Source organism: Micromonospora marincola, from assembly GCF_056150385.1.
Genome location: NZ_JAXCFT010000026.1, coordinates 15992 through 36442, shown reverse-complemented (window position 1 = coordinate 36442; position 20451 = coordinate 15992). Strand labels below are relative to the sequence as shown.

Sequence of the window (20451 nt, the reverse complement as noted above, 5' to 3'; positions counted from 1 at the left end):
GGCGCATCGACGTCCGCCAGTCGAACGTGACCGCGGTCACAGGGTCGTAGCCTCCGGCCGTCACATGGCTACGACTTCCCGGAGGGTGTCCCATGGCCGCACCGGAACCGGAGGCGCTGGATACGGCGCGTTCCCGGGCGAAGGACAAGAGTCCCTGGAACTGGTTGCTCTTCATCCCGATCGTGGTGCCGCTCATCCCGGCCCTCTTCAACGCCGACTCGCCCCGGCTGTTCGGGTTCCCGCGCTTCTACTGGCTGCAACTGGCCTGGATCCTGCTTGGTGTCGGCACCACCACGCTCGTCTACCAGATGACGAAGAAGAAGCGGGGTGACCGCTGATGTGGCGCGACCACCTCACCGAGATCATCGTCTTCTCCGTGTTGTTCCTGCTGGTCAGCGCCATGGGTTTCGTGGCGGCCCGGTGGCGCCGGCCGCAGGACATGGGCCACCTCGACGAGTGGGGGCTGGGCGGGCGCAGCTTCGGCGGCTGGATCACCTGGTTCCTGGTCGGCGGTGACCTCTACACCGCGTACACGTTCGTGGCGGTGCCGGCGCTGATCTTCGGGGCCGGCGCGGCCGGGTTCTTCGCCGTGCCGTACACGATCGTCATCTACCCGATGGTGTTCCTGGTGCTGTGCCGGCTCTGGTCGGTGTCGCACCGGCACGGCTTCGTCACCCCGGCCGACTTCGTCCGCCACCGGTTCGGCTCGCCGGTCCTGGCGCTGCTGGTCGCGATCACCGGCATCGTCGCCACCATGCCGTACATCGCGTTGCAGTTGGTGGGCATCGAGGCGGTGCTCAAGACCATGGGCGTCACCGGCGACAGCGCGGTGGCCCGGCACCTGCCGATCATCATCGCGTTCGCGATCCTGGCGGCGTACACCTACCAGTCCGGGCTGCGCGCGCCGGCGCTCATCGCGTTCGTCAAGGACTCGTTGATCTACGTCGTGATCCTGGTGGCCGTCATCTACCTGCCCTACAAGCTGGGCGGCTGGGGCAGCATCTTCGACGCCGCCGACGCGAAGTTCCAAGCCAGTCCCGCGCCGGGCGACGGCATCCTGCTCAACGCCAACAACCAGATCCAGTACGTGACGTTGGCGTTCGGCTCGGCGCTGGCGCTGTTCCTGTATCCGCACAGCATCACCGGTGTGCTTGCGAGCCGGAACCGCGACGTGATCAAGCGGAACATGTCGGCGCTGCCGGCGTACAGCCTGTTGCTCGGGTTGATCGCGCTGCTCGGATACATGGCGATCGCGGCGGACGTGAAGCCGCTCCCCGGCGCCAAGGCCGGCAGCGTGGACGGCAACACGGTGGTGCCGCTGCTGTTCGATCAGCAGTTCCCGGACTGGTTCGCGGGCGTGGCGTACGCGGCCATCGGCATCGGCGCGCTGGTGCCGGCGGCGATCATGTCGATCGCGGCGGCGAACCTGTTCACCCGCAACATCTACAAGGAGTATCTGAAGCGGGACGCCACCCCGGCGCAGGAGGCGAACGTCTCGAAGATCACCTCGCTCGTGGTGAAGGTCGGCGCGGTGGCGTGCATCGTCTTCCTCGATCCGCAGTTCTCCATCGACCTCCAGCTCATCGGCGGCGTGATCATCCTGCAGACGCTGCCGGCGGTGGCGCTGGGCCTCTACACCCGCTGGTTCCACCGGGACGCGCTCATCGCCGGCTGGGTGGCCGGCATGGGCCTGGGCATGTGGATGCTCTACCAGATCGGCAACCCGGCGACCGGCAAGAAGCACTTCGCCGGTTCGGCGTTCCCGCTCTCCGAGTTCGGCTTCGACACCAAGAAGACGATCTACGTGGGGATCGTGGCGGTGCTTGTGAACCTGGTGGTGGCCGCGCTTGTCACGCTTGCGCTGCGGGCCGCGAAGGTGGCCGACGGCCCGGACGGCACCACCCCTGACGACTACTTCGCCGACGAGGGTGACCCCCGGGCCTCCGCCGAACGCGCCGACTCCGCGCCGGAACCGGTGGCGTAGAAGGAGGGGCCCCCGCTTAACGCATTCTGCATAGGCGGGGGCCCCTTTTAACAACCGCCTCAGCGGCGGCGGTTGCGGGCGTCGAGCGCCTCGTTGAGGCGGCGCAGCAGCTCCGCGAGGGTGTCGCGGTCGGCGTCGGACCAGGCCGCCAGCATCTCGCCGTAGAGCCGGGTGCGGGCGGCCTGCACGGCCGCCATCCGCTGGAGCCCGGCCGGCGTCGCGGAGATCACCGTGCCGCGCCCGTCGACCGGGTCGGGGGTACGCGCGATCAGCCCGTCCCGCTGGAGCGCGGAGACCTGCCGGGTGACCGTGGACCCGTCCAGGTTCAGCCGGGCCGCGAGCGCGGAGACGTTCTGCGGGCCGGCGTCGTCGAGGTGCCGCAGGATCACGTACGCGGCGCGGTCGAGCAGTCGGTGCTCGACGGAGCCGGTGCCGCGCCGGGTGGCCTCGCCCAGCCGCATCAGCAATGCCACCTCGGTCTCGATCCGACCGAGTGTGATCTCTTTCGCGCCAACGTCGGCGTCATCGCTCATAGCTGTATGATACAAGGAAATTACATGTACGATACAGCTATCTGGGAGGTTGCGGAGTGGATCGGCGATCCGAACCCAACCGCAGTGCCATCTACGCCACCACGCTCGTGGCGTTCCTCGCCATCGCCGGCATCGCCGTGGTGGACCCCATCCTGCCCGCCATCGGCGAGGCCATCGGCGTCACCGCCTGGCAGGTCGAACTGCTCTTCACCGCGTACATCGCGGTGATGGCCGTCGGCATGATCCCGGCCACCCTGGCCAGCGGGAAGTTCGGCTTCAAACCGGTCCTCATCACAGGCGTGTCGGTGGTCGGCCTGGCCGCCATCCTCGCCTCGTTCAGCAACGACATCGTCCAACTCTCCGTGCTGCGCGGCGTCTGGGGACTCGGCAACGCGATGTTCTTCGCCACCGCCATGGTGGTGCTCGTCAATCTCGCCAACGACCGGGAATGGGTGGTCGGCCTCTTCGAGACCGCGCTCGGCCTCGGCTTCGCCGTCGGCCCGCTGATCGGCGGCCTGCTCGGCGAGGTGAGCTGGCGGCTGCCGTTCTTCGTCTGCGGCGTGTTCATGGTGCTCGCGCTCGGCGTCGCCTCCCGCAAGCTGCGCGAACCCACGAACAAACAGGCACCGGTACGCGTCGGCCAGATCTTCGCCACCTACCGCAAGCCCGCGTTCATCACCCTCTGCGTGGTCACCGCCGCCTACAACTTCGTCTTCTTCGTGGTCCTCGGCTACACGCCGCTGTTCCTGCGCCTCGACGTCATCCCGCTGGGCCTGGCGTTCACCGGCTGGGGCCTCGGCCTGGCCGCCGGCATCCTGCTGATCGGCCACCGGCTGGCACACCGCATCGGCGCCGTGCAGACCGTCGGCGTGGCGATCCTCGGCCTGCTGCTCTGCATGGTCCTGTTCGCCACCTCCACCGGCACCGCCATGTCGCTCGTCGTCCTGGTCGTCGCCGGCCTGTTCATGGGCCTGGCCAACGCCAACCTCACCGATCTGGCCCTCGGCCTCGGCTCCGCCGACCGCCGCGTCGCCACCGGCGCGTTCAACCTGGTCCGCTGGGGCGCCGCCGCGCCCGCGCCGATCATCTCCGGCAAGCTCGCCGAACACGGACTCGCGCTGCCGTTCTGGGTCGGCTTCGGAGTGCTCGCCGTGGGCGTGCTCGTCTACCTCGCCTTTGGCCACCTGATGGCGGCCGGCTACGGCGAACGGCTGATCTGGAACCGGGCCGCCCGCACCGCCGAGCACGCCCCGGAGGAGCCGGTGGGGGAGGCGTACTGACCGATCGTCAGGTCAGCGCGCGCCACAGCAGGTAGAGGCCGATCGTCGTACCGAACACCACGATGACCGTCTTCAACACCACCGCCGGCAGCCGGCGGGCCAGCCGGGCGCCCGCGTACCCACCGATCAGGGTGGCCGGCGCCACCACCGCGACGGCCACCCACTGCACCGGGCCGAACAGGGCGAACACCACGAGCGTGGTCAGCCCCACCACGGCCGAGAGCAGGTTCTTCACCGCCGTGACCCGGGCCAGCGTCGCATCCAGCACCAGGGCCAGCCCGGCCACAAGCATCACCCCGAGCGCCGCGCCGAAATAGCCGCCGTACACCGTGCCGAGGCCGACCATGACCTGCACGGTGACGGTACGACGGCGCGGGCTCATCCGCGCCGGATGGCCGACCAGCCGCCGCAGCGGATCCTGGAACGCCAGCACGGCGGTCGCACCCAGCACCAGGAACGGCACCACCAGCTCGAACGCGCGGGCCGGCGTCGCCAGCAGCAGCACGCACCCGAGCACCGTGCCCGCCGCCGCGGTCGGCAGCAGCGACCACAATGCCCGCCCGCGCGGCAGATCCGCCCGGCTGCCCGCCACGCTCGCCGCGTACCCCGGGAAGACCGCAACCGAGTTCGAGACGTTGGCCGCCACCGGCGGCAGGCCGGTCGCGATCAACGCCGGGAACGTGATCAGGGAGCCGCCGCCCGCGACCGCGTTCACCGTGCCCGCGGCCAGGCCGGCGACGAGCAGCAGCGCGACGTCGGAGAGGTCCATGATCCCCCGAGGCTAGTACGCCGTTGGCCTCGTTGCCTGCTTCGCTCGCGGCCTACTTCGCCAGCTCGGCGAGGTGGCGGTATCGCCGACCGTCGGATACCGCCACCTCGCCGACCTGGCGTTGGGTCCCTGCCCACCGGGGTGGAAATGGGGACGGTGGGCGCGTCGTTAGGATGGGGGCGCGACGGACGAGTCGACCGGGCGGTCGCGTCGGCGGGCCCTGCGGCCCGCCGCCGAGGAACGTCCGGACTCCACAGGGCAGGGTGGTTGCTAACGGCAACCCGGGGCGACCCGCGGGACAGTGCCACAGAAAACAGACCGCCGGCCCGTACGGGCCGGTAAGGGTGAAACGGTGGGGTAAGAGCCCACCAGCACCCCGGGTGACCGGGGTGGCTCGGTAAACCCCACCCGGAGCAAGGCCAAGAAAGGGCCGTCACCGCAAGATGACGACCCGCGCAGACGCTTGAGGGCTGCCCGCCCGAGTCTGCGGGTAGGCCGCTGGAGCCTGCCGGCGACGGCAGGCCGAGATGGATGGCCGCCGCCGGCGCGCCTACGGGCGTGCCGGGCACAAAATCCGGCGTACAGGTCGACTCGTCCGTCGCCCACCAGTTCAGCCTGCCAGCTCAGCGTCGTGATCAAGGCGCGTGCCGATGGTCGCTCGACCGCCCGTGTGGCTACGCTTCGCTGATGATCGAGCTTGCGGACATCGAGGCTGCCGCCGACCGGATCACCGGTCATGTGGTGCACACGCCCACCGTGCCCGGCCCCGGCCTGTCCGAGCTGCTCGGCGTACCCGTCACCGCCAAGCTGGAGCTGCTGCAACGTACCGGATCGTTCAAGGCCCGGGGCGCGGCGGCGAAGCTGCTCGTCCTGGACGACGCCGAGCGGGCGGCGGGTGTGGTGGCCGTCAGCGGCGGCAACCACGGCATCGCGGTCGCGGTGATGGCTGGCGCCCTGGGCGTGGCGGCGACCGTGGTGATGCCTTCGACGGCGCCGGCGCGTGCCGTCGAGGTGGCCCGCGCGGCCGGCGCGGACGTCCGGTTGACCGACGGCATGTCGGAGGCGTTCGCGCTGATGAACCGGCTGCGGGAGGACGGCCTGACCCTGCTGCATCCGTTCGACGACCCGGTGGTGCTCGCCGGGCAGGGCACGGTCGGGTTGGAGTTCGCCGACGACGCCGGCGAGTTGACCGATGTGCTGGTCAGCATCGGCGGCGGGGCGTTGATCTCCGGGGTGGCGGCGGCGCTGCGGGCACGCCGGCCGGGGGTACGGGTCTGGGGCGTGGAGACCGAGGGCGCGCAGGCGATGTCGCAGGCCCTGGCGAAGGGCGGGCCGGTCGAGGTGCCGCTGTCGTCGATCGTCACCACGCTCAGCGCGCCCACTGTCTCGCAGCTCACCTACGACCACGTGACGGCGCTGGTGAGTGACGTCCTCGTGGTCTCCGACGCCGAGGCGGTGCGGGGGACGGTGGAGCTGGCCGAGCACGCGAAGGTGTGGGCCGAGCCGGCCGCCGGATGCCTGCTGCCGGCGGCACGCCTCGTCCGCGACCGGGTGGGTGACGATGCCCGGCTGGGCCTGGTGCTCTGTGGCGGAAACGCCACGGTCGCCGACGTCGCGGCGTGGACGGCGCGCCTCGGCGTCTGACATGGGTGGACCAGGCCCGGCGGCGTCTCGTGACGCTCGTCAAGGTCAGGCGGTCGTCCAGGCGCGGAGCTTGTCGGGGTTGAGGATCGTCCAGATGTTCCTGATCCGGTCGCCCGCGATGTCGAACGCCAGCACCGCCCCGACGACGCCGTCCACCTGCGCCACCAGACCGGGCTGACCGTTGACCGTACGCTCCAGGATCGTGACGCCGGCGGCCGTGCGGGCTCGACCGGCGAAGAACCTGGCGATCTGCGCGGCCCCTTCGACCGGGCGGAGTTCGGCTCGGACGCGCCCGCCACCGTCGCCGGTCGCGGTGGCGTCAGGGGCCAACAGGCCGATGAGCGCGTCGATGTCGCTTGCCTCCCACGCCTGCTTGAAGGCCCGGACGAGGCCGGCCCGCGTGGCGTCCGGCACCCCGGGGGTCTGCGCCTCGCGGACGCGGCGGCGGGCGGACGAGGCCAACTGGCGGCACGCCCCCGGCGTACGGCCGACGACCTCGGCCACCTCGGCGAAGGAGTAGCGGAACACGTCGTGCAGGACGAACGCGACGCGTTCGGCGGGGGTTGTCGATTCGAGCACCACCAGGAAGGCCATGCCGATCGACTCGTCGAGGGTGATCCGGTCGACCGGGTCACCATCCGTCCGGCCGCTTGTCCACTCCGTTCGGTCGGGCAGCGGCTCCGGTACCCATTGGCCCACGTAGCGTTCCCGTCGGGCGCGAGCCGAGCGGAGCAGGTCGAGGCAGATCCGGCCGGCGACCGTGGTCAGCCAGGCGCCGGGCGCCTCGATCGCTTCCCGCCGCCCGGGGGCCAGGGCAAACCAGCGGGCGTACGTCTCCTGCACGACGTCCTCGGCGTCGGCGAGGGATCCGAGCATCCGGTACGCGAGATTGATGAGCTGACGCCGCTCGCTCAGCGCTGGATCGGGCCGGTCGAGCCCTGGCCCGGTGGGGTTGGTCATGCTGCCGCCGGCTCCCTTGATCGCCCTCGTCCCGCCGGTCCGACCGACGTGCCCGGGGACCCGAATCTGACGCGCCGCCTGACGTTCGGCAAGGGCTTTTCGTCGTACCAGCATGGAACCAGTGAACCTCGTGATCATCTACTACAGCGCCACCGGCACCGTGCACACCCTGGCCAGGGCCGCAGCCGAGGGCGCGGCGAAGGCCGGCGCGAACGTACGCCTGCGCAGGGTCGCCGAGACCGCCCCGGCCGAGGCGATCAACGCCAGAGCGGAGTGGGCCCAGCACGTCCAGGACACCGCCGACGTCGACGTGGTGGTCGGCGACGACCTGGACTGGGCCGACGCGGTCATGTTCGGCACCCCCACCCGCTTCGGCAACGTGTCGAGCCAGCTCAAGGCATTCATCGATACGCTCGGTCCGCTGTGGTTCCACGGCAAGCTCTCCGACAAGGTCTACTCGGCCTTCACCGCCTCCAACACGCTCCACGGCGGGCAGGAGTCCACCATCCTGTCGCTGTCGAACGTCTTCTACCACTGGGGCGGGATCATCGTGCCACCCGGCTACACCGATCCGATCCAGTTCCGGTCGGGCAACCCCTACGGCACGTCCCACGTGGCCGGCGACGGGCCGCCCGGCGACGTCACCCTCCAGGCGGCCCGCTACCAGGCTCGGCGTGTGGTCGACACCGCAGCAGCGCTGAAGGCCGGCCGTCCCTCCTGACCCGGTCTGGTGATCGGGGCGATGCCGTGCGCCGTCGGCCCTACCCGAGATGGGTCGGGTAGGGCCGGTCGAGCACGAAGCTCTTCATGACGAGCGTGGAGTTCAACCGCTGGACGCCGGGGAGTGCCGACAACACGTCGTCTTCGAGCCGCGCGTACGCATCCAGGTCGGCTGTCCGCACGCGTAGCAGGTAGTCCGGGTCGCCGAACAGGCGCTGGGCCAGCAGGACGTTCGGGACGGCCGCGACACCCTCCTCGAAGGCGAGCAGGGTGGCGCGGTCCTCCTGCCTCATGGTGACGAACACCAGGGCCTCGAAGCCGAGCCCCAACTGCTTCGGGTCCACGATCGCCCGGTAGCCCACGATCGTCCCGGACACTTCCAGGTCGCGCACCCGGCGATGGGTCGGAGACACCGTCAACCCGATTCGTGTGGCCAGATCGGTCAGACTCAGCCGCCCATCTCTTTGCAGCTCAGCAATAATCTTCCGATCCAGTGCATCCATGGTCGAGATTCTTCCACACCTGGTGTTCTATCCCGCAAAAGAGAGAAACACATTCTGTCGACTGGCAGATAGGTTTCTCCCGTCAAAGGGAGGAATCGTGGAACTCGCCGCCGTGCTGGCCTTCTCGGCCATCGCGTTCACGCTCGTCGTCGTCCCGGGTCCCGACTGGGCGTTCGTGCTCGCCGCCGGGACGCGCGACCATGTCGTCGCGCCCGCCGTGGGTGGACTCATGGCCGGCTACGCGCTCATCACGCTCCTGGTCGTGGTCGGCGTCGGTCCGCTCGTCGCCACCCTGCCCGTCGCCCTGACCGGGCTCACCGTGGCCGGGGCTGGCTACCTGATCCACCTCGGGGTCCGCACCCTGCGGGGAAGCGGGCGGGTCGATCCCGTCGACGCGTATGCCCCACCGGCGTCTTCCCCCGGCCGCCACTTCGTGCGGGGTGTCGGCGTGAGCGCCTTGAACCCTAAGGGACTCCTGATCTTCCTGTCGATCCTGCCGCAGTTCACCAGGACCGCCGGCGGGTGGCCGGTGCCGGCGCAGCTCGCGACCCTGGGTGGCATCTTCGTCCTCATCGTCGCCCTGTTCTATCTTCCTCTCGGCTATGCCGCCGATCGCGTGCTCGGTGCCCGGCCCCGCATCGCTCGGATCACGACCGACGTGGCCGGCGCGGCCATGGTCCTGGTCGGAGCGGCCCTGCTCATCGAGCGGATCGTGGAGACGATCCCGTAGGACCGCCGGGCGGATGGGCGCGGAGGGCTTCCCGGCGGGGCCCTGGGATGAGGTGACGCGCCGGTCGCGCCGTACCCCATGGGGGCCGGCGCGACCGGCGGCGCGTCAGGGCGTGGTCGGGGTGACGCCGTCGAGCAGTTCGGCCAGGCGGGCCGCGGTGGTAGGCGCGTGCAGGTGCAGGCGGGCCACGTTGATGCTGTCCGTGCCGACCACGGCGAGCAGCGCCTGCTTGCTCACCGCGTAGACGCTGAGGTAGCCGTTCTCGTTGCGGACCGTGGACTGCTGGAAGTCGCCCTGGCCCAGCCGGTACCCGACCTGACGGCCCAGCCCGAACATGGTGGCGGCGAGCGCGGCCAGATCCTCGGGGCTGGCGTCGTTCTGCAGGTTGTGCGTGATGAGCAGGCCGTCGACGCCGCCGAGGACGCAGCCGTGCACGCCGGGGATCTGGAGCCGCAGCGCGGACAGCTCCTGCCCGATGGCGGGGTACGGCAGCGCCGGGTTGCCCGCAAGTGAGGGTGGCAGGCTGCGCGGCGGGGGCAGGGTGCCCGTCCGGCCCGGGGTACGGCGTGGGAGGTTCTCCACCCGGGTCACAGCTCCAGGCTCTCCTCGATCGCGCGCAGTTGGTGCCGGGCCATCGCAAGGTTGGCCCGGCTCTTGCTCACCATGAGATAGAGGAACAGCCCCTTGCCGGTGCGGTCGCTCAGCGGCCGGATCAGGTGGTACTGGCTGCCGAGCGTGATCAGGATGTCCTCGATCTCGTCGTTGAGCTTCAGCATTTCGATGGTGCGCATCTTGGCGCGTACCACGTCGGTGTTGCCGGCGGCGGCGATGGTCAGGTCGACCTCGCCGTTGCCACCGGCGACGCCGAGGGTCATGCCACTTGTGTAGTCGACGAGCGCGACGCCGATCGCGCCGTCGATGCTCATCGCGTTCTTCAACGCGACGTCGAGGTTGCCCACGGTTTCTCCCCCAGGGGTCGTCCGGGTGGGCCGGTCGCCGCGCGGGGTGTCGTGCGGGCTGACAGCCGGCGCCTCCCGTGAATATGCTGCGTAGAGGCTTGCACACCGAGATGCGGGCCGCATCCGGCCGGCTGGTGATCCACCTGTGCGGTCCCGTCCCACCGGCCGCCGGTCCCATAAGTGGGACTCGCCGGCCGATGGTCGATCGTGGAGCTTCCTGCTAAACGGGTACGCGTGGCACCCTATGTAGAGATGCGATATAGTACGGCGATGCGGCTGACCATACCCGTGATCAAAGTGCTCTCGGCGCTGCTCGCCGAGCCCGACGCGCCCCGCTACGGCCTCGACCTGATGCGGCTCACCGGCCTGCCCAGCGGAACGCTCTATCCGGTGCTGCACCGCCTCCAGGCGGCCGACTGGCTCGCCGCCGACTGGGAGGACGTCGACCCGGTCGCCGCCGGCCGGCCCGCCCGTCGCTACTACCGCCTCACCGGCGAGGGGATCCGATCCGCCCGGCTGGCCCTGGCCGAGCTGCGCGCGCTCGCCCCCGCCGAACGCCCCCACGAGGGCGCCGGCCCGGCCGGAGCGCCGGCGTGGTGACCGGGCGACTGGCCGCTCTCCTGCTGCGCCTGGCGGTGCGCCGCTGGCCGGCCGAGTCGCGGGCCGAGCTGGGCCGGGAGTGGGCCGCCGAGCTGCACGAACTGGCCCGGACGGGGAGGCGGTGGACGATGCTCCGCTTCGCCGCCAGCCTGGCGACCAGTCGCGCCGCCACGCCGGTCGTCGACCGGACCGCGGTGTCCGGGCGCATGTGGCGTACCGCCGGGGTTCTGCTGCTCGCGCCGCCGGCCTGCGTCGGGGTCATCGTGCTCGCCGCGGTGGTGATGAACGCGACCTACGGGTGGCTGTCCTTCGCCGCGGTGTGGCCCACGTCGGCGCAGATGCCGATCTGGTCCGCCGTCGTGGCCGGGCTCGGGGTGCTGCTCGCGCTCGTGGTCACCCGGACCGCGCGCCGGACCGTACGCGTCGGGGCGCTGCCCACGGCGCTCGGCGTGGTGCTGCCGATCGCCGCGACGCTTGCCGTGGTGCTCGGATGGTTCGCCAGCCGGGCCGAGAGCGGCCTGGCGGAGGTGGCGCCCGGGCTGCTGCTCTGGCTGGCGCTGCTCGTGCCGGCCCTCTGGGCCGCCGGGGCGCTGGCCCGCCGGGGGCGGACCCGGTCGGCCTGGCTTGTCGGCCTGCTGGGCGCGCTTGTCGCAGCCGACGCGGCGGTGGTCCTCACGGTGGTGTCCACCATCCCGGCGACAGCGCCCTCCACCGACCTGCCGCCGGACGCGGTGGACCGGATCTCCGCGCCGCTGTGGCTGTTCACCTGCTGGACCGACTCGGCGTTCGGGCTGCCCCGCCCGACCGAGTGGGAACGGTTCCTCATCACCGACCAGGTGCTCGTCGAGCCGATGTTCTACCTGGCCTGCACGCCCTACGCGGTGGCCTACGCCGTCGCGGTGGCGCGTCCGGCGCGGGCCGTCGCACCCGTTCCGGAGCCCGTCCCGGTCGCCACCTGAGCGGCGTCGAGGGTGTTCCGCCGTTCCCCGCCGGAATCGCCCCGAAGAGGTCTAATGTGGAGAACGCGGCGACTATTTGTGGCGTTCCGGTGGCGGCCGGGCGTTTCCCGGTGCACAGTGATCGCATGAGCGACGACGGAAGTGGTGGGCACTACTACTGGTGCACGCGACACCACCGGGTCGAGACCGATGCCGACGTGTGCCCCGCGAAGCACGTTCTCGGACCGTACGCCTCAGCCGCCGACGCGGAGAACGCCCTGCAGAAGGTGCAGGAGCGGAACGAAGCGTGGGAGGCCGAGGACGCCCGTTGGGCCGGGGAGGGCCGCTAGACGGCGCGGGATGGACCGCGTCGAGGTGATCCGTGCTCCGCGAGGGCGAGAGCACGTCCCCAGGAAAGGGAACCGAGATGGCCGTAGCACAGCAGGCCACCCGCCCGGCCGCGAAACGGACGACCGCGAAGAGAACCACCGCGGGTAGGACGACGACGGTCACCAAGGCGTCGCCGAACGCCTCGGGCGCCGGCGCCGGACGGACGCCGGCCAGAAAGGCGGTCGCGAAGAAGGCGGCCACGAAGAAGGTCGTGTCGGCGGCGCGCAAGGCGCCGGCGTCCAGGACCACCGCCAAGAGCGCGCCCGCCAAGAAGGCCACGGCTGCGAAGAAGGCGACGGCGGCCAAGAAGACCACGGCGGCCAAGAAGGCGCCCGCGAAGAAGGCCACGGCGAAGAAGACCACCGTGGCCAGGAAGAGCACCGCGGCGAAGAGCACCGCGGCGAAGAGGACCACGGCGGCGAAGAAGGCGCCCGCGAAGAAGACCACCGGGGCCCGGAAGGTCACCTCGGCGGCGAAGAAGACCACCGCCAAGAAGACCACGGCGGCGAAGAAGACCACGGCGAAGAAGACCACGGCCTCGACGCGTCCCACGGCGCGCAAGGCAGCGGCCAAGAAGGCGCCCGCGCGCAAGACCACGACGGCGCGTAAGACCACCGCCGCGAAGAAGACCACCGCGGCCAAGAAGGCGCCCGCCCGCAAGACCACCACCGCGCGCAAGGCGTCTCCCCGCCGGGCCTGAGTGTTAGGAAGGGGCCCCGGTTAACGCATTCGGTATAGGAGGGGCCCCTTCCTAACACGGTCGGCCTCCGGCCTGACCGGCGGCGCCGCCGTGCCGATGAGCGGAACGTGCGGAGCGCTGTCAGGATTGACCGCGTGGTGATCCGACGCGTACTTGCGCCCCGCATCGACTTCGGCGCGCTGCGCCGCGAGCTGGGACTGCCCGAGAGCTTCCCGGCCGCGGCGCAGCGCGAGGCCGACGCGGCAGCCGCCGCGCCGCTTCCGGCCGTCGCCGACCGGACCGACATCCCGTTCGTCACCGTCGACCCGGCGACCTCCCGCGACCTCGACCAGGCCATGCACCTCGCCCGCCGTCCCGGTGGCGGCTACCGCGTGCGGTACGCGATAGCCGACGTGCTGACCCACGTACGCCCCGGCGGTGAGCTGGAGGCGGAGACGTGGCGGCGCGGACAGACGATCTACCTGCCCGACGGCAACGTGCCGCTGCACCCGCACACGCTCAGCGAGGGGGCGGCCAGCCTGCTGCCCGACGTCGACCGGGCCGCCGTGCTCTGGACCATCGACCTGGACGCCGACGGCGACGCCGTCGCGGTCACCCTCGAACGAGCGCGGGTACGCAGCCGCGCCAAGCTCGACTACGGCGGCGTGCAACGCGACGCCGACGCCGGCCGCCTACCCGAGCCGATCGCCCTGCTGCCCGAGATCGGCGCGCTGCTCACCGCCCGCGGGCTGGACCGGGGCGCGATCAACCTGCCCCTGCCCGAGCAGGACGTCGAACCCGACGGCGACGGGTGGCGACTGGTGCTGCGCGGCCCCGCCGCGATGGAGGAGCACAACGCCCAGATCTCGCTGCTTACCGGCATGGCCGCCGCCGACATCATGCTCGCCGGCGGGATCGGCCTGCTGCGGACGATGCCCCGGCCCAAGCCGGAGGCGGTGCGGCGGCTACGCCTGGCCGCCGACCCACTCGGCGTGCCCTGGCCGGAAGGCACCTCGGTCGGCCGGGTGCTCGCCGGGCTGGACGCGTCGCAACCCCGGGCCGCCGCCTTCGTCGACCAGGCCGCCGAGCTGATGCGCGGTGCCGCGTACACCGCTTTCGACGGCGCGACCCCCGAGCAGCCGGAGCACGGCGGCGTGGCTGCCGCGTACGCGCACGTCACGGCGCCGCTGCGCCGGCTCGCCGACAGGTACGCCACCGAGGCCTGCCTGGCCCTGCACGACGGCCGCGAGGTGCCCGCGCACGTCCGGGAAGCGTTGCCGAAGCTGCCGGAGGTGATGGCGGCGACCGACCGGGTCGCCGGCGCGGCCACCCGGGGCGCGGTGGAACTGGCCGAGGCGGTGCTGCTGGCGCACCGGGTGGGGGAGACCTTCGAGGCGGCGGTGCTGGACGTGGACGAGCCGCGCCCGGCGGGCAACGGCCGCCCCGGCCGGCCGCCCGGCGGCACGGTCGCGCTTGACGAGCCGCCGGTGCGGGCCCGCTGCACGGGTGAGTTGCCGCTCGGCGAGCGCGTCCGGGTCCGGCTGACCGTCGCCGACCCGGCCGAGCGTCGAGTCGCCTTCGAACGAGCCTGAGCGTGCCGGTGCCGGTGCCGGTGCCGGTGCGGCGGCTCGCGCTCGCCGTGCCGGGCGTTGGTTCGCAGTCGGCCGTGCCGGGCGTTGGCTCGCGGTCGGTTGTGCCGGTCGGCGGCTCGCGGTCGGCCGTGCCGGGCGTTGGCTCGCGGTCGGCCGTGCCGGGCGGTGGCGTCCGGACGCCCGGCACGCGGCCCGCCCCGGGTTGCCCGGCGCGGGGATTCTCACAGCGCCTCGACGCGCCACACCGGCCGCGCTTTGCGAGGATGACCGCATGGCTTACGACGCGACCACGCTGCCCGACGTCTCCGGGCTGACCGTCGGCATCATCGGTGGCACCGGCGACCAGGGGCGTGGACTCGCCTACCGGTTCGCCCGCGCCGGGCAGACGGTCCTGATCGGCTCCCGCGCCGCCGACCGGGCCGCCCAGGCCGCCGCCGAGATCGCCGCGCTGCCCGGCATACCCGCAGGTACCGCGGTCTCCGGCGCCACGGTCTCCGGCGCCGACAACGACGAGGTCGCCCGGCGCAGCGACGTGGTGATCGTCGCGGTGCCGTGGGACGGGCACGCCGCCACCGTCGCCGCGCTCGCCGGGCCGCTGGCCGGCAAGATCGTCGTGGACTGCGTCAATCCGCTCGGCTTCGACAAGCAGGGCCCGTACGCGCTGGCCGTGGCCGAGGGCAGCGCCGTGCAGCAGGCCGCCGCGCTGCTGCCCGACTCCCGGGTGTGCGCCGCGTTCAACCACGTCAGCGCGCCGCTGCTGGCCGACCCGGAGGTCGACCGGATCGACCTCGACGTGCTGATCTGCACCGAGGACCGGGAGCTGGTCGGCGTCGTCGCCGCGCTTGCCGCCCGGATTCCCGGCATGCGGGGCATCTACGCCGGCCGGCTGCGCAACGCCCACCAGATCGAGGCGTTCACGGCGAACCTGATCGCGATCAACAAGCGCTACAAGGCGCACGCCGGCATCCGGGTCACGGACCTCTGAGCGGCGCCGCCCCGCGGTTAGGCGGGGGCCCCGCTTAACCGTCGAGTGTTAAGCGGGGGCCCCGCCTATACCGAATGCGTTAAGCGGGGCCCCCTCCTTACACCTCAGAAGGTGTGTTCGGGGGCGGGGAAGTCGCCGCCGCGCACCTCGTCGGCGAAACGCCGGGTGGCGTCGGTGAGCGTGCCGGCCAGGTCGGCGTAGCGCTTGACGAAGCGCGGCGCCCGGCCGGCGCGCAACCCGGCCATGTCCTGCCATACCAGCACCTGGCCGTCGGTGTCCGGCCCGGCGCCGATGCCGACGGTGGGGATGGGCAGCTCACCTGTGACCCGCTTGGCCACCTCGCCGGGCACCATCTCCAGCACCACCGCGAACGCGCCCGCCCCGGCCACCGCCCGGGCGTCGGCGAGCACCTCCTCGGCGGTGTCGCCCCGGCCCTGCACCCGGTAGCCGCCCAGGGTGTGCTCGCTCTGCGGGGTGAACCCGATGTGCGCCATCACCGGGATGCCGGCGCCGACGATCGCCTCGATCTGGGCGGCGCAGCGCCGGCCGCCCTCAAGCTTCACCGCGTGGCAGCCGCCGTCCTTCATGAACCGCACCGCGGTGCGCAGCGCCTGCGCCGGCCCCTCCTCGTACGAGCCGAACGGCAGGTCGCCGACGATCAGCGAGTGCTTCGTGGCCCGCACCACGGCGCGGACCAGCGGCAGCAGCTCCTCGACGGTCACCGGCAGCGTGGTCTCGTAGCCGAAGACGTTGTTCGCCGCCGAGTCGCCGACCAGCAGCACCGGGATACCCGCCTGGTCGAAGATCGAGGCGGTGTACTGGTCGTACGAGGTGAGCATCGCCCACCGCTCGCCGCGCTCCTTGGCGGCGATCAGGTCGCGGGTGCGGATCCGCCGGGTGGCCGGCCCGCCGTAGAGGGCGGTCACATCGGTCGGGGTGGACTCCACCATGACAATCTCCTTCCTCGAGGCCGCGCACGCGGTCCCCGGGTTCCCCGCGATCGTCGCACCGGGCGGCCGGCCGAGGGCAGGTCGGAGTGGAGGAATTCACTCCCGGCCGCCGACGGGCCGGGGAGCGCTCAGCCGTCCTCGCGCCAGCGGTTGGTGATCGGCAGCCGCCGGTCCCGTCCGAACGCCTTCATGGAGATTTTGGTGCCGGGCGCGGACTGCCGCCGCTTGTACTCGGCGGTATCCACCATCCGCAGCACCTTGTCGACGACCGCCGGGTCGTGGCCGGACTCGATCAGACCGTCCCGGCCCAGGTCGCCGTCGACGTAGCCGATCAGGATCGGGTCGAGCACGTCGTAGTCGGGAAGCGTGTCGCTGTCGAGCTGGCCGGGGCTCAGCTCGGCCGACGGCGGCTTGCCGATCGAGTTCTCCGGGATCGGCGGGGTCTCGCCGCGTCGGGGGGCGTCCGCGTTGCGCCACTTCGCCAGCCGCCACACGAGCGTCTTCCACACGTCCTTGACCGGGTTGTAGCCGCCCACCGAGTCGCCGTAGAGCGTCGAGTAGCCCACCGCCAGCTCGCTCTTGTTGCCTGTGGTGAGCACCAGGTGGCCCTCCTGGTTCGACAGCGCCATGAGGATCACGCCGCGTACCCGGGCCTGGAGGTTCTCCACCGCCACGCCGGACAGCGACATGTTGGACAGGAACGTGTCGACCATCGGCTGGATCGGCTCGATCCGGTAGTCCAGGCCGGTGCGCTTGGCCAGGTCCTCGGCGTCGGCGCGGGAGTGCTCGGAGGAGTGCTGGCTGGGCATCGAGACGCCGACCACCCGCTGCGGGCCGAGCGCGTCCACCGCGAGGGCCGCCACCACCGCCGAGTCGATGCCGCCGGAGAGGCCGAGCACCACCGACGGGAAGCGGTTCTTGTCGACGTAGTCGCGCAGGCCCAGCACCAGCGCCTGCCACACCTCGGCGTCGTCGGCGACCGGCTCGATGATCCCGCCGGTGGCCGCCGGGCCGGCCGGCGCGGGCGGGACCGCCGGCACCTCGCGGCGGACCAGCCGCATCCCGTCGGCCAGGTCGGACGCGCCGCCGGTCGCCTCCGGCGCCGCCGGCAGCGTCACGTCGTGCACCAGCAGGTGCTCCACGAACTGCGGCGCGCGGGCCAGCAGCGTGCCGTCCGCGTCGACGATCATGGAGTCGCCGTCGTAGACCAGCTCGTCCTGACCGCCGACCATGTTCACGTACGCGACGGCGGCGCCCGCCTCGGCGACACGCCGGCGCACAAGCGGCAGCCGTACGTCGTCCTTGTCCAGCTCGTACGGCGAGCCGTTGATGCTGAGCACGAGCCCGACGCCGGCCTGCCGGGCCACCGCGAACGGGCCACCTGCCTGCCACAGGTCCTCGCAGATGGTCAGCGCCACGTCCACCCCGCCGAGACGCACCACGGTGAGCGTGTCGCCGGGGACGAAGTAGCGGTCCTCGTCGAACACCCCGTAGTTGGGCAGGTGGTGCTTGAAGTAGGTGGCCACCACCTCGCCGCGGTGCAGCAGCGCGGCGGCGTTGCGGGCGCCCCGGCCCGGCTCGGCGTCGGCACTCACCTGCGGCGGACCGTCCGCGTCCAGGTAGCCGACAAGCACCGGCAGGTCGCCGAGGCCGTCGTCGGCCAGGTCGGCCGCGAGCCGGTGCAGCGTGGCCCGGGACGCCGCGACGAAGGACCGGCGGAAGACCAGGTCCTCGACCGGGTAACCGGTCACCATCAGCTCGGGGAAGAGCACGAGCTGGGCGCCGGAGTCGGCGGCCTCGCGGGTCCACGCGCGGACCCGGTCGGCGTTGCCGGTGAGGTCGCCGACCGTCGGGTTGACCTGGCACAGGGCGAGACGCAGGGTGGGCATGTCCCCATCTTCCCCCAGTCGTCCCGGTCGAATCCGGCCGGTCAGGGGAGACCCCGACCACTCGCGGACGGCTGACCGGCCGGCTGACCGGACGGCTGATGTGCCGGCGTCTCTGGGGGCGGGACACGGCGGGACGACCCGGCGGGGAAGGGCGTAACGTCGGCGTAACGAGCCCGGTGAAGACTGAGCGGTCAGCCGGGCCGACCCGACCGGTGGAAAACGTACATGTCACGAGGGGTGGCTGTGGACCGTCAGCAGGAGTTCGTCCTCCGTACGCTGGAGGAGCGGGACATCCGATTCGTCCGGCTGTGGTTCACCGACGTGCTCGGCACGCTGAAGAGCGTCTCGGTGGCCCCGGCGGAGCTGGAGGCGGCCTTCGAGGAGGGCATCGGCTTCGACGGCTCCGCGATCGAGGGCTTCGCCCGGGTCTTCGAGTCGGACATGGTGGCCATGCCCGACCCGACCACGTTCCAGGTGTTCCCGTTCGAGGGTGGGGTCAGCGGCGAGAGCGCCCGGATGTTCTGCGACATCCTGCTGCCCGACGGCAGCCCCTCCTGGGCCGACCCGCGGCACGTGCTGCGCCGGATGCTCTCCCGGGCGGCCGACAAGGGCTTCACCTTCTACACCCACCCGGAGATCGAGTTCTTCCTGCTGGAGAACGGCCCGCAGGACGGCTCGGTGCCCACCCCGGTCGACACCGGCGGCTACTTCGAGCACACCACCCACGCGGTGGCGCGTGACTTCCGCCGCCAGGCGGTGCTGGCGCTGGAACGGATCGGCATCTCGGTGGAGTTCAGCCACCACGAGGTCGCCCCCGGCCAGCAGGAGATCGACCTGCGCTACGCCGACGCGCTCACCACCGCCGACAACATCATGACGTTCCGGCACGTGGTGAAGGAGGTCGCGCTCTCCACAGGCGTGCAGGCCAGCTTCATGCCGAAGCCGTTCACCGACCAGCCGGGCAGCGGCATGCACACCCACCTGTCGCTGTTCGAGGGGGAGCGCAACGCGTTCCACGACGCCGGTGACCCGATGAAGCTGTCCAAGGTCGCCAAGTCGTTCATCGCCGGGCTGCTCACCCACGCCCGCGAATACACCGCGGTCACCAACCAGTGGGTCAACTCGTACAAGCGGCTGTTCCCGCAGGCGCTGCCGGACCGGATCACCGAGAGCCCGGCGTACGTCTGCTGGGGTCACCTCAACCGGTCCGCGCTGGTCCGCGTCCCGGCGTACGGCAAGCCGAACTCGGCCCGGGTCGAGGTCCGGTCGCTGGACTCGGCGACCAACCCCTACCTGGCGTTCGCGGTCATGCTCGGCGCCGGCCTGAAGGGCATCGAGGAAGGCTACGAGCTGCCCCCGGGCGCCGAGGACGACGTCTGGTCGCTGAGCAGCGCCGAGCGTCGCGCCATGGGCTACGAGGCGCTGCCGGAGAACCTGTCCGAGGCGATCGACGTGATGGCCGGCTCGGACCTGGTCGCCGAGGTGCTCGGCGAGCACGTCTTCGACTTCTTCCTGCGCAACAAGCGGGCCGAGTGGGAGCAGTACCGCCGCGAGGTCACCCCCTACGAGCGGCAGCGCTACCTGTCGCTCTAGGTCACGGTGTCGTACCCCCGGTCTAGCGTCCCGGGGGTGAACCGCACGGATCGTCTCTACGCCCTGGTGGAGGAGCTGCGCGCGGTGTCGCCGCGCCCGCGCAGCGCACGCTGGCTGGCCGGGCGTTTCGAGGTCAGCACCCGCACCGTCGAGCGCGACATCTCCGCGCTCCAGGGCGCCGGGGTGCCGATCTGGGCCGAGCCGGGCCGCACCGGCGGCTACGCGGTCGACCGGGCGCGCACGCTGCCGCCGGTCAACCTGACCCCGGCCGAGGCGGTGGCGATGGCCGTGGCGCTGCACCGGCTGGGCGGCTCCCCGTTCGCCCCGGCCGCCGGCGCCGCGCTGCGCAAGCTGGTCGCCGTCATGCCGCCCGACGCGGTGGCCGAGGCGCACCGGCTCGCCGGCCGGGTGCACCTGGTCGGTGACGGGCCGGGCACGTCGGTCCCGGCCGCCGTCGCCGACGCGGTCGCCGCCGGGCGCGTGCTGCGCCTGCGGTACGCCGACCGCGGCGGCACGGATTCGCTGCGCGACGTGGAGCCGCTCGCCTACCTGGGCAACTCGACGCACTGGTATCTGGTCGCCTGGTGCCGGCTGCGCGACGGTCTGCGGTGTTTCCGCACCGACCGGATCCGCGCCGTGTGCCCGTTGGCCGAGCCGGTGACCCGGGAGCTGCGCCCGGAGGACCTCGACCTCCCGGTCGACCGGGTGCGCCCGCTGAGCCTGGTCTGAAACCCGACAGCGTTTCCGGTTCGG

Annotated in this window: 22 protein-coding genes and 1 other RNA gene; 15 read left to right on the top strand and 8 right to left on the bottom strand. The window is 71.9% G+C overall.

Annotated features, from left to right (window positions below):
- Positions 1–92: 92 nt before the first annotated feature.
- Both SM450_RS29380 and mctP read left to right on the top strand, forming a co-directional pair.
- Positions 93–338 carry a DUF3311 domain-containing protein gene (locus SM450_RS29380; RefSeq protein WP_474623031.1) on the top strand — a complete coding sequence of 82 codons (246 nt, stop codon included), beginning with the start codon at positions 93–95 and terminating at the stop codon, positions 336–338.
- Positions 338–1984 carry a monocarboxylate uptake permease MctP gene (gene mctP, locus SM450_RS29375; protein WP_474623030.1) on the top strand — a complete coding sequence of 549 codons (1647 nt, stop codon included), beginning with the start codon at positions 338–340 and terminating at the stop codon, positions 1982–1984. Before SM450_RS29380 ends, mctP begins: the two co-directional genes overlap by 1 nt.
- A gap of 59 nt (positions 1985–2043) precedes the next feature.
- Here the strand turns inward: mctP and SM450_RS29370 are convergent, their stop codons facing one another.
- On the bottom strand, positions 2044–2517 hold the full coding sequence (locus SM450_RS29370; RefSeq protein ID WP_474623029.1) for a MarR family winged helix-turn-helix transcriptional regulator: 474 nt from the start codon (positions 2515–2517) through the stop codon (positions 2044–2046).
- A gap of 56 nt (positions 2518–2573) precedes the next feature.
- Here SM450_RS29370 and SM450_RS29365 point away from each other — a divergent pair, with 56 nt between their 5' ends.
- Complete coding sequence (locus SM450_RS29365) at positions 2574–3797, top strand: MFS transporter (protein ID WP_474623028.1); 1224 nt, start codon at positions 2574–2576, stop codon at positions 3795–3797.
- 7 nt (positions 3798–3804) lie between these two features.
- On the opposite strand, the gene SM450_RS29360 is transcribed toward SM450_RS29365, so the two are convergent.
- The gene (locus SM450_RS29360; RefSeq protein ID WP_474623027.1) at positions 3805–4566 is read right to left on the bottom strand and encodes a sulfite exporter TauE/SafE family protein; all 762 of its coding nucleotides are present in this window, start codon (positions 4564–4566) and stop codon (positions 3805–3807) included.
- Between the two features lie 189 nt (positions 4567–4755).
- On the opposite strand from SM450_RS29360, the gene rnpB reads away from it, so the two are divergent.
- Positions 4756–5164, top strand: an RNA gene (gene rnpB / locus SM450_RS29355) — RNase P RNA component class A.
- Between the two features lie 89 nt (positions 5165–5253).
- Positions 5254–6210: a threonine/serine dehydratase gene (locus SM450_RS29350; RefSeq protein ID WP_474623026.1), complete on the top strand. Its 957-nt coding sequence runs from the start codon at positions 5254–5256 to the stop codon at positions 6208–6210.
- A 45-nt stretch (positions 6211–6255) separates the two neighbouring features.
- Here SM450_RS29350 and sigJ read toward each other — a convergent pair whose 3' ends face one another.
- Positions 6256–7170 (bottom strand): RNA polymerase sigma factor SigJ, encoded by a 915-nt coding sequence (gene sigJ, locus SM450_RS29345; protein ID WP_474623025.1) that lies wholly within the window; start codon positions 7168–7170, stop codon positions 6256–6258.
- Between the two features lie 112 nt (positions 7171–7282).
- Between sigJ and wrbA the strand changes: the two genes are divergently transcribed.
- The gene (gene wrbA / locus SM450_RS29340; protein ID WP_474623024.1) at positions 7283–7891 is read left to right on the top strand and encodes an NAD(P)H:quinone oxidoreductase; all 609 of its coding nucleotides are present in this window, start codon (positions 7283–7285) and stop codon (positions 7889–7891) included.
- A 40-nt stretch (positions 7892–7931) separates the two neighbouring features.
- Here wrbA and SM450_RS29335 read toward each other — a convergent pair whose 3' ends face one another.
- Positions 7932–8393, bottom strand: coding sequence for an Lrp/AsnC family transcriptional regulator (locus SM450_RS29335; RefSeq protein WP_474623023.1), 462 nt, complete (start codon positions 8391–8393; stop codon positions 7932–7934).
- Between the two features lie 97 nt (positions 8394–8490).
- Between SM450_RS29335 and SM450_RS29330 the strand changes: the two genes are divergently transcribed.
- The gene (locus SM450_RS29330; protein ID WP_474623022.1) at positions 8491–9123 is read left to right on the top strand and encodes a LysE family translocator; all 633 of its coding nucleotides are present in this window, start codon (positions 8491–8493) and stop codon (positions 9121–9123) included.
- A gap of 105 nt (positions 9124–9228) precedes the next feature.
- Here SM450_RS29330 and SM450_RS29325 read toward each other — a convergent pair whose 3' ends face one another.
- Both SM450_RS29325 and SM450_RS29320 read right to left on the bottom strand, forming a co-directional pair.
- Positions 9229–9714, bottom strand: coding sequence for a roadblock/LC7 domain-containing protein (locus SM450_RS29325; protein WP_474623021.1), 486 nt, complete (start codon positions 9712–9714; stop codon positions 9229–9231).
- Positions 9711–10082, bottom strand: a complete 372-nt coding sequence (locus tag SM450_RS29320) for a hypothetical protein (RefSeq protein WP_474623020.1) — start codon at positions 10080–10082, stop codon at positions 9711–9713. The genes SM450_RS29325 and SM450_RS29320 overlap by 4 nt, the downstream gene beginning before the upstream one ends.
- 270 nt (positions 10083–10352) lie before the next feature.
- On the opposite strand from SM450_RS29320, the gene SM450_RS29315 reads away from it, so the two are divergent.
- From SM450_RS29315 to npdG, 6 genes are all read left to right on the top strand, one after another.
- Positions 10353–10682: a PadR family transcriptional regulator gene (locus tag SM450_RS29315; protein ID WP_474623019.1), complete on the top strand. Its 330-nt coding sequence runs from the start codon at positions 10353–10355 to the stop codon at positions 10680–10682.
- On the top strand, positions 10676–11641 hold the full coding sequence (locus tag SM450_RS29310) for a hypothetical protein (RefSeq protein WP_474623018.1): 966 nt from the start codon (positions 10676–10678) through the stop codon (positions 11639–11641). Before SM450_RS29315 ends, SM450_RS29310 begins: the two co-directional genes overlap by 7 nt.
- Before the next feature lie 125 nt (positions 11642–11766).
- Positions 11767–11970, top strand: coding sequence for a hypothetical protein (locus SM450_RS29305; RefSeq protein WP_281587316.1), 204 nt, complete (start codon positions 11767–11769; stop codon positions 11968–11970).
- Positions 11971–12047: 77 nt separating this feature from the next.
- Positions 12048–12710 carry a histone gene (locus SM450_RS29300; RefSeq protein WP_474623017.1) on the top strand — a complete coding sequence of 221 codons (663 nt, stop codon included), beginning with the start codon at positions 12048–12050 and terminating at the stop codon, positions 12708–12710.
- 134 nt (positions 12711–12844) lie between these two features.
- On the top strand, positions 12845–14281 hold the full coding sequence (locus SM450_RS29295) for an RNB domain-containing ribonuclease (RefSeq protein ID WP_474623016.1): 1437 nt from the start codon (positions 12845–12847) through the stop codon (positions 14279–14281).
- A gap of 271 nt (positions 14282–14552) precedes the next feature.
- A complete protein-coding gene (gene npdG / locus SM450_RS29290; protein WP_474623015.1) occupies positions 14553–15266 on the top strand; it encodes an NADPH-dependent F420 reductase in 714 nt (237 codons plus the stop codon).
- Between the two features lie 104 nt (positions 15267–15370).
- Here the strand turns inward: npdG and panB are convergent, their stop codons facing one another.
- A complete protein-coding gene (gene panB, locus SM450_RS29285; protein ID WP_474623014.1) occupies positions 15371–16216 on the bottom strand; it encodes a 3-methyl-2-oxobutanoate hydroxymethyltransferase in 846 nt (281 codons plus the stop codon).
- A gap of 128 nt (positions 16217–16344) precedes the next feature.
- Positions 16345–18105, bottom strand: a complete 1761-nt coding sequence (locus SM450_RS29280; RefSeq protein ID WP_474623013.1) for an NAD+ synthase — start codon at positions 18103–18105, stop codon at positions 16345–16347.
- A 243-nt stretch (positions 18106–18348) separates the two neighbouring features.
- Here SM450_RS29280 and glnA point away from each other — a divergent pair, with 243 nt between their 5' ends.
- On the top strand, positions 18349–19698 hold the full coding sequence (gene glnA / locus SM450_RS29275; RefSeq protein WP_474623012.1) for a type I glutamate--ammonia ligase: 1350 nt from the start codon (positions 18349–18351) through the stop codon (positions 19696–19698).
- A 36-nt stretch (positions 19699–19734) separates the two neighbouring features.
- Positions 19735–20427: a helix-turn-helix transcriptional regulator gene (locus tag SM450_RS29270; protein WP_474623011.1), complete on the top strand. Its 693-nt coding sequence runs from the start codon at positions 19735–19737 to the stop codon at positions 20425–20427.
- Positions 20428–20451: the final 24 nt, after the last annotated feature.

Coding starts and splice junctions, on each gene's coding strand:
- SM450_RS29380 (WP_474623031.1), top strand. CDS start 93: ATGGCCGCACCGGAACCGGAGGCGCTGGATACGGCGCGTTCCCGGGCG.
- mctP (WP_474623030.1), top strand. CDS start 338: ATGTGGCGCGACCACCTCACCGAGATCATCGTCTTCTCCGTGTTGTTC.
- SM450_RS29370 (WP_474623029.1), bottom strand. CDS start 2,517: ATGAGCGATGACGCCGACGTTGGCGCGAAAGAGATCACACTCGGTCGG.
- SM450_RS29360 (WP_474623027.1), bottom strand. CDS start 4,566: ATGGACCTCTCCGACGTCGCGCTGCTGCTCGTCGCCGGCCTGGCCGCG.
- SM450_RS29350 (WP_474623026.1), top strand. CDS start 5,254: ATGATCGAGCTTGCGGACATCGAGGCTGCCGCCGACCGGATCACCGGT.
- sigJ (WP_474623025.1), bottom strand. CDS start 7,170: ATGACCAACCCCACCGGGCCAGGGCTCGACCGGCCCGATCCAGCGCTG.
- wrbA (WP_474623024.1), top strand. CDS start 7,283: ATGGAACCAGTGAACCTCGTGATCATCTACTACAGCGCCACCGGCACC.
- SM450_RS29335 (WP_474623023.1), bottom strand. CDS start 8,393: ATGGATGCACTGGATCGGAAGATTATTGCTGAGCTGCAAAGAGATGGG.
- SM450_RS29315 (WP_474623019.1), top strand. CDS start 10,353: ATGCGGCTGACCATACCCGTGATCAAAGTGCTCTCGGCGCTGCTCGCC.
- SM450_RS29305 (WP_281587316.1), top strand. CDS start 11,767: ATGAGCGACGACGGAAGTGGTGGGCACTACTACTGGTGCACGCGACAC.
- SM450_RS29300 (WP_474623017.1), top strand. CDS start 12,048: ATGGCCGTAGCACAGCAGGCCACCCGCCCGGCCGCGAAACGGACGACC.
- npdG (WP_474623015.1), top strand. CDS start 14,553: ATGGCTTACGACGCGACCACGCTGCCCGACGTCTCCGGGCTGACCGTC.
- panB (WP_474623014.1), bottom strand. CDS start 16,216: ATGGTGGAGTCCACCCCGACCGATGTGACCGCCCTCTACGGCGGGCCG.
- SM450_RS29280 (WP_474623013.1), bottom strand. CDS start 18,105: ATGCCCACCCTGCGTCTCGCCCTGTGCCAGGTCAACCCGACGGTCGGC.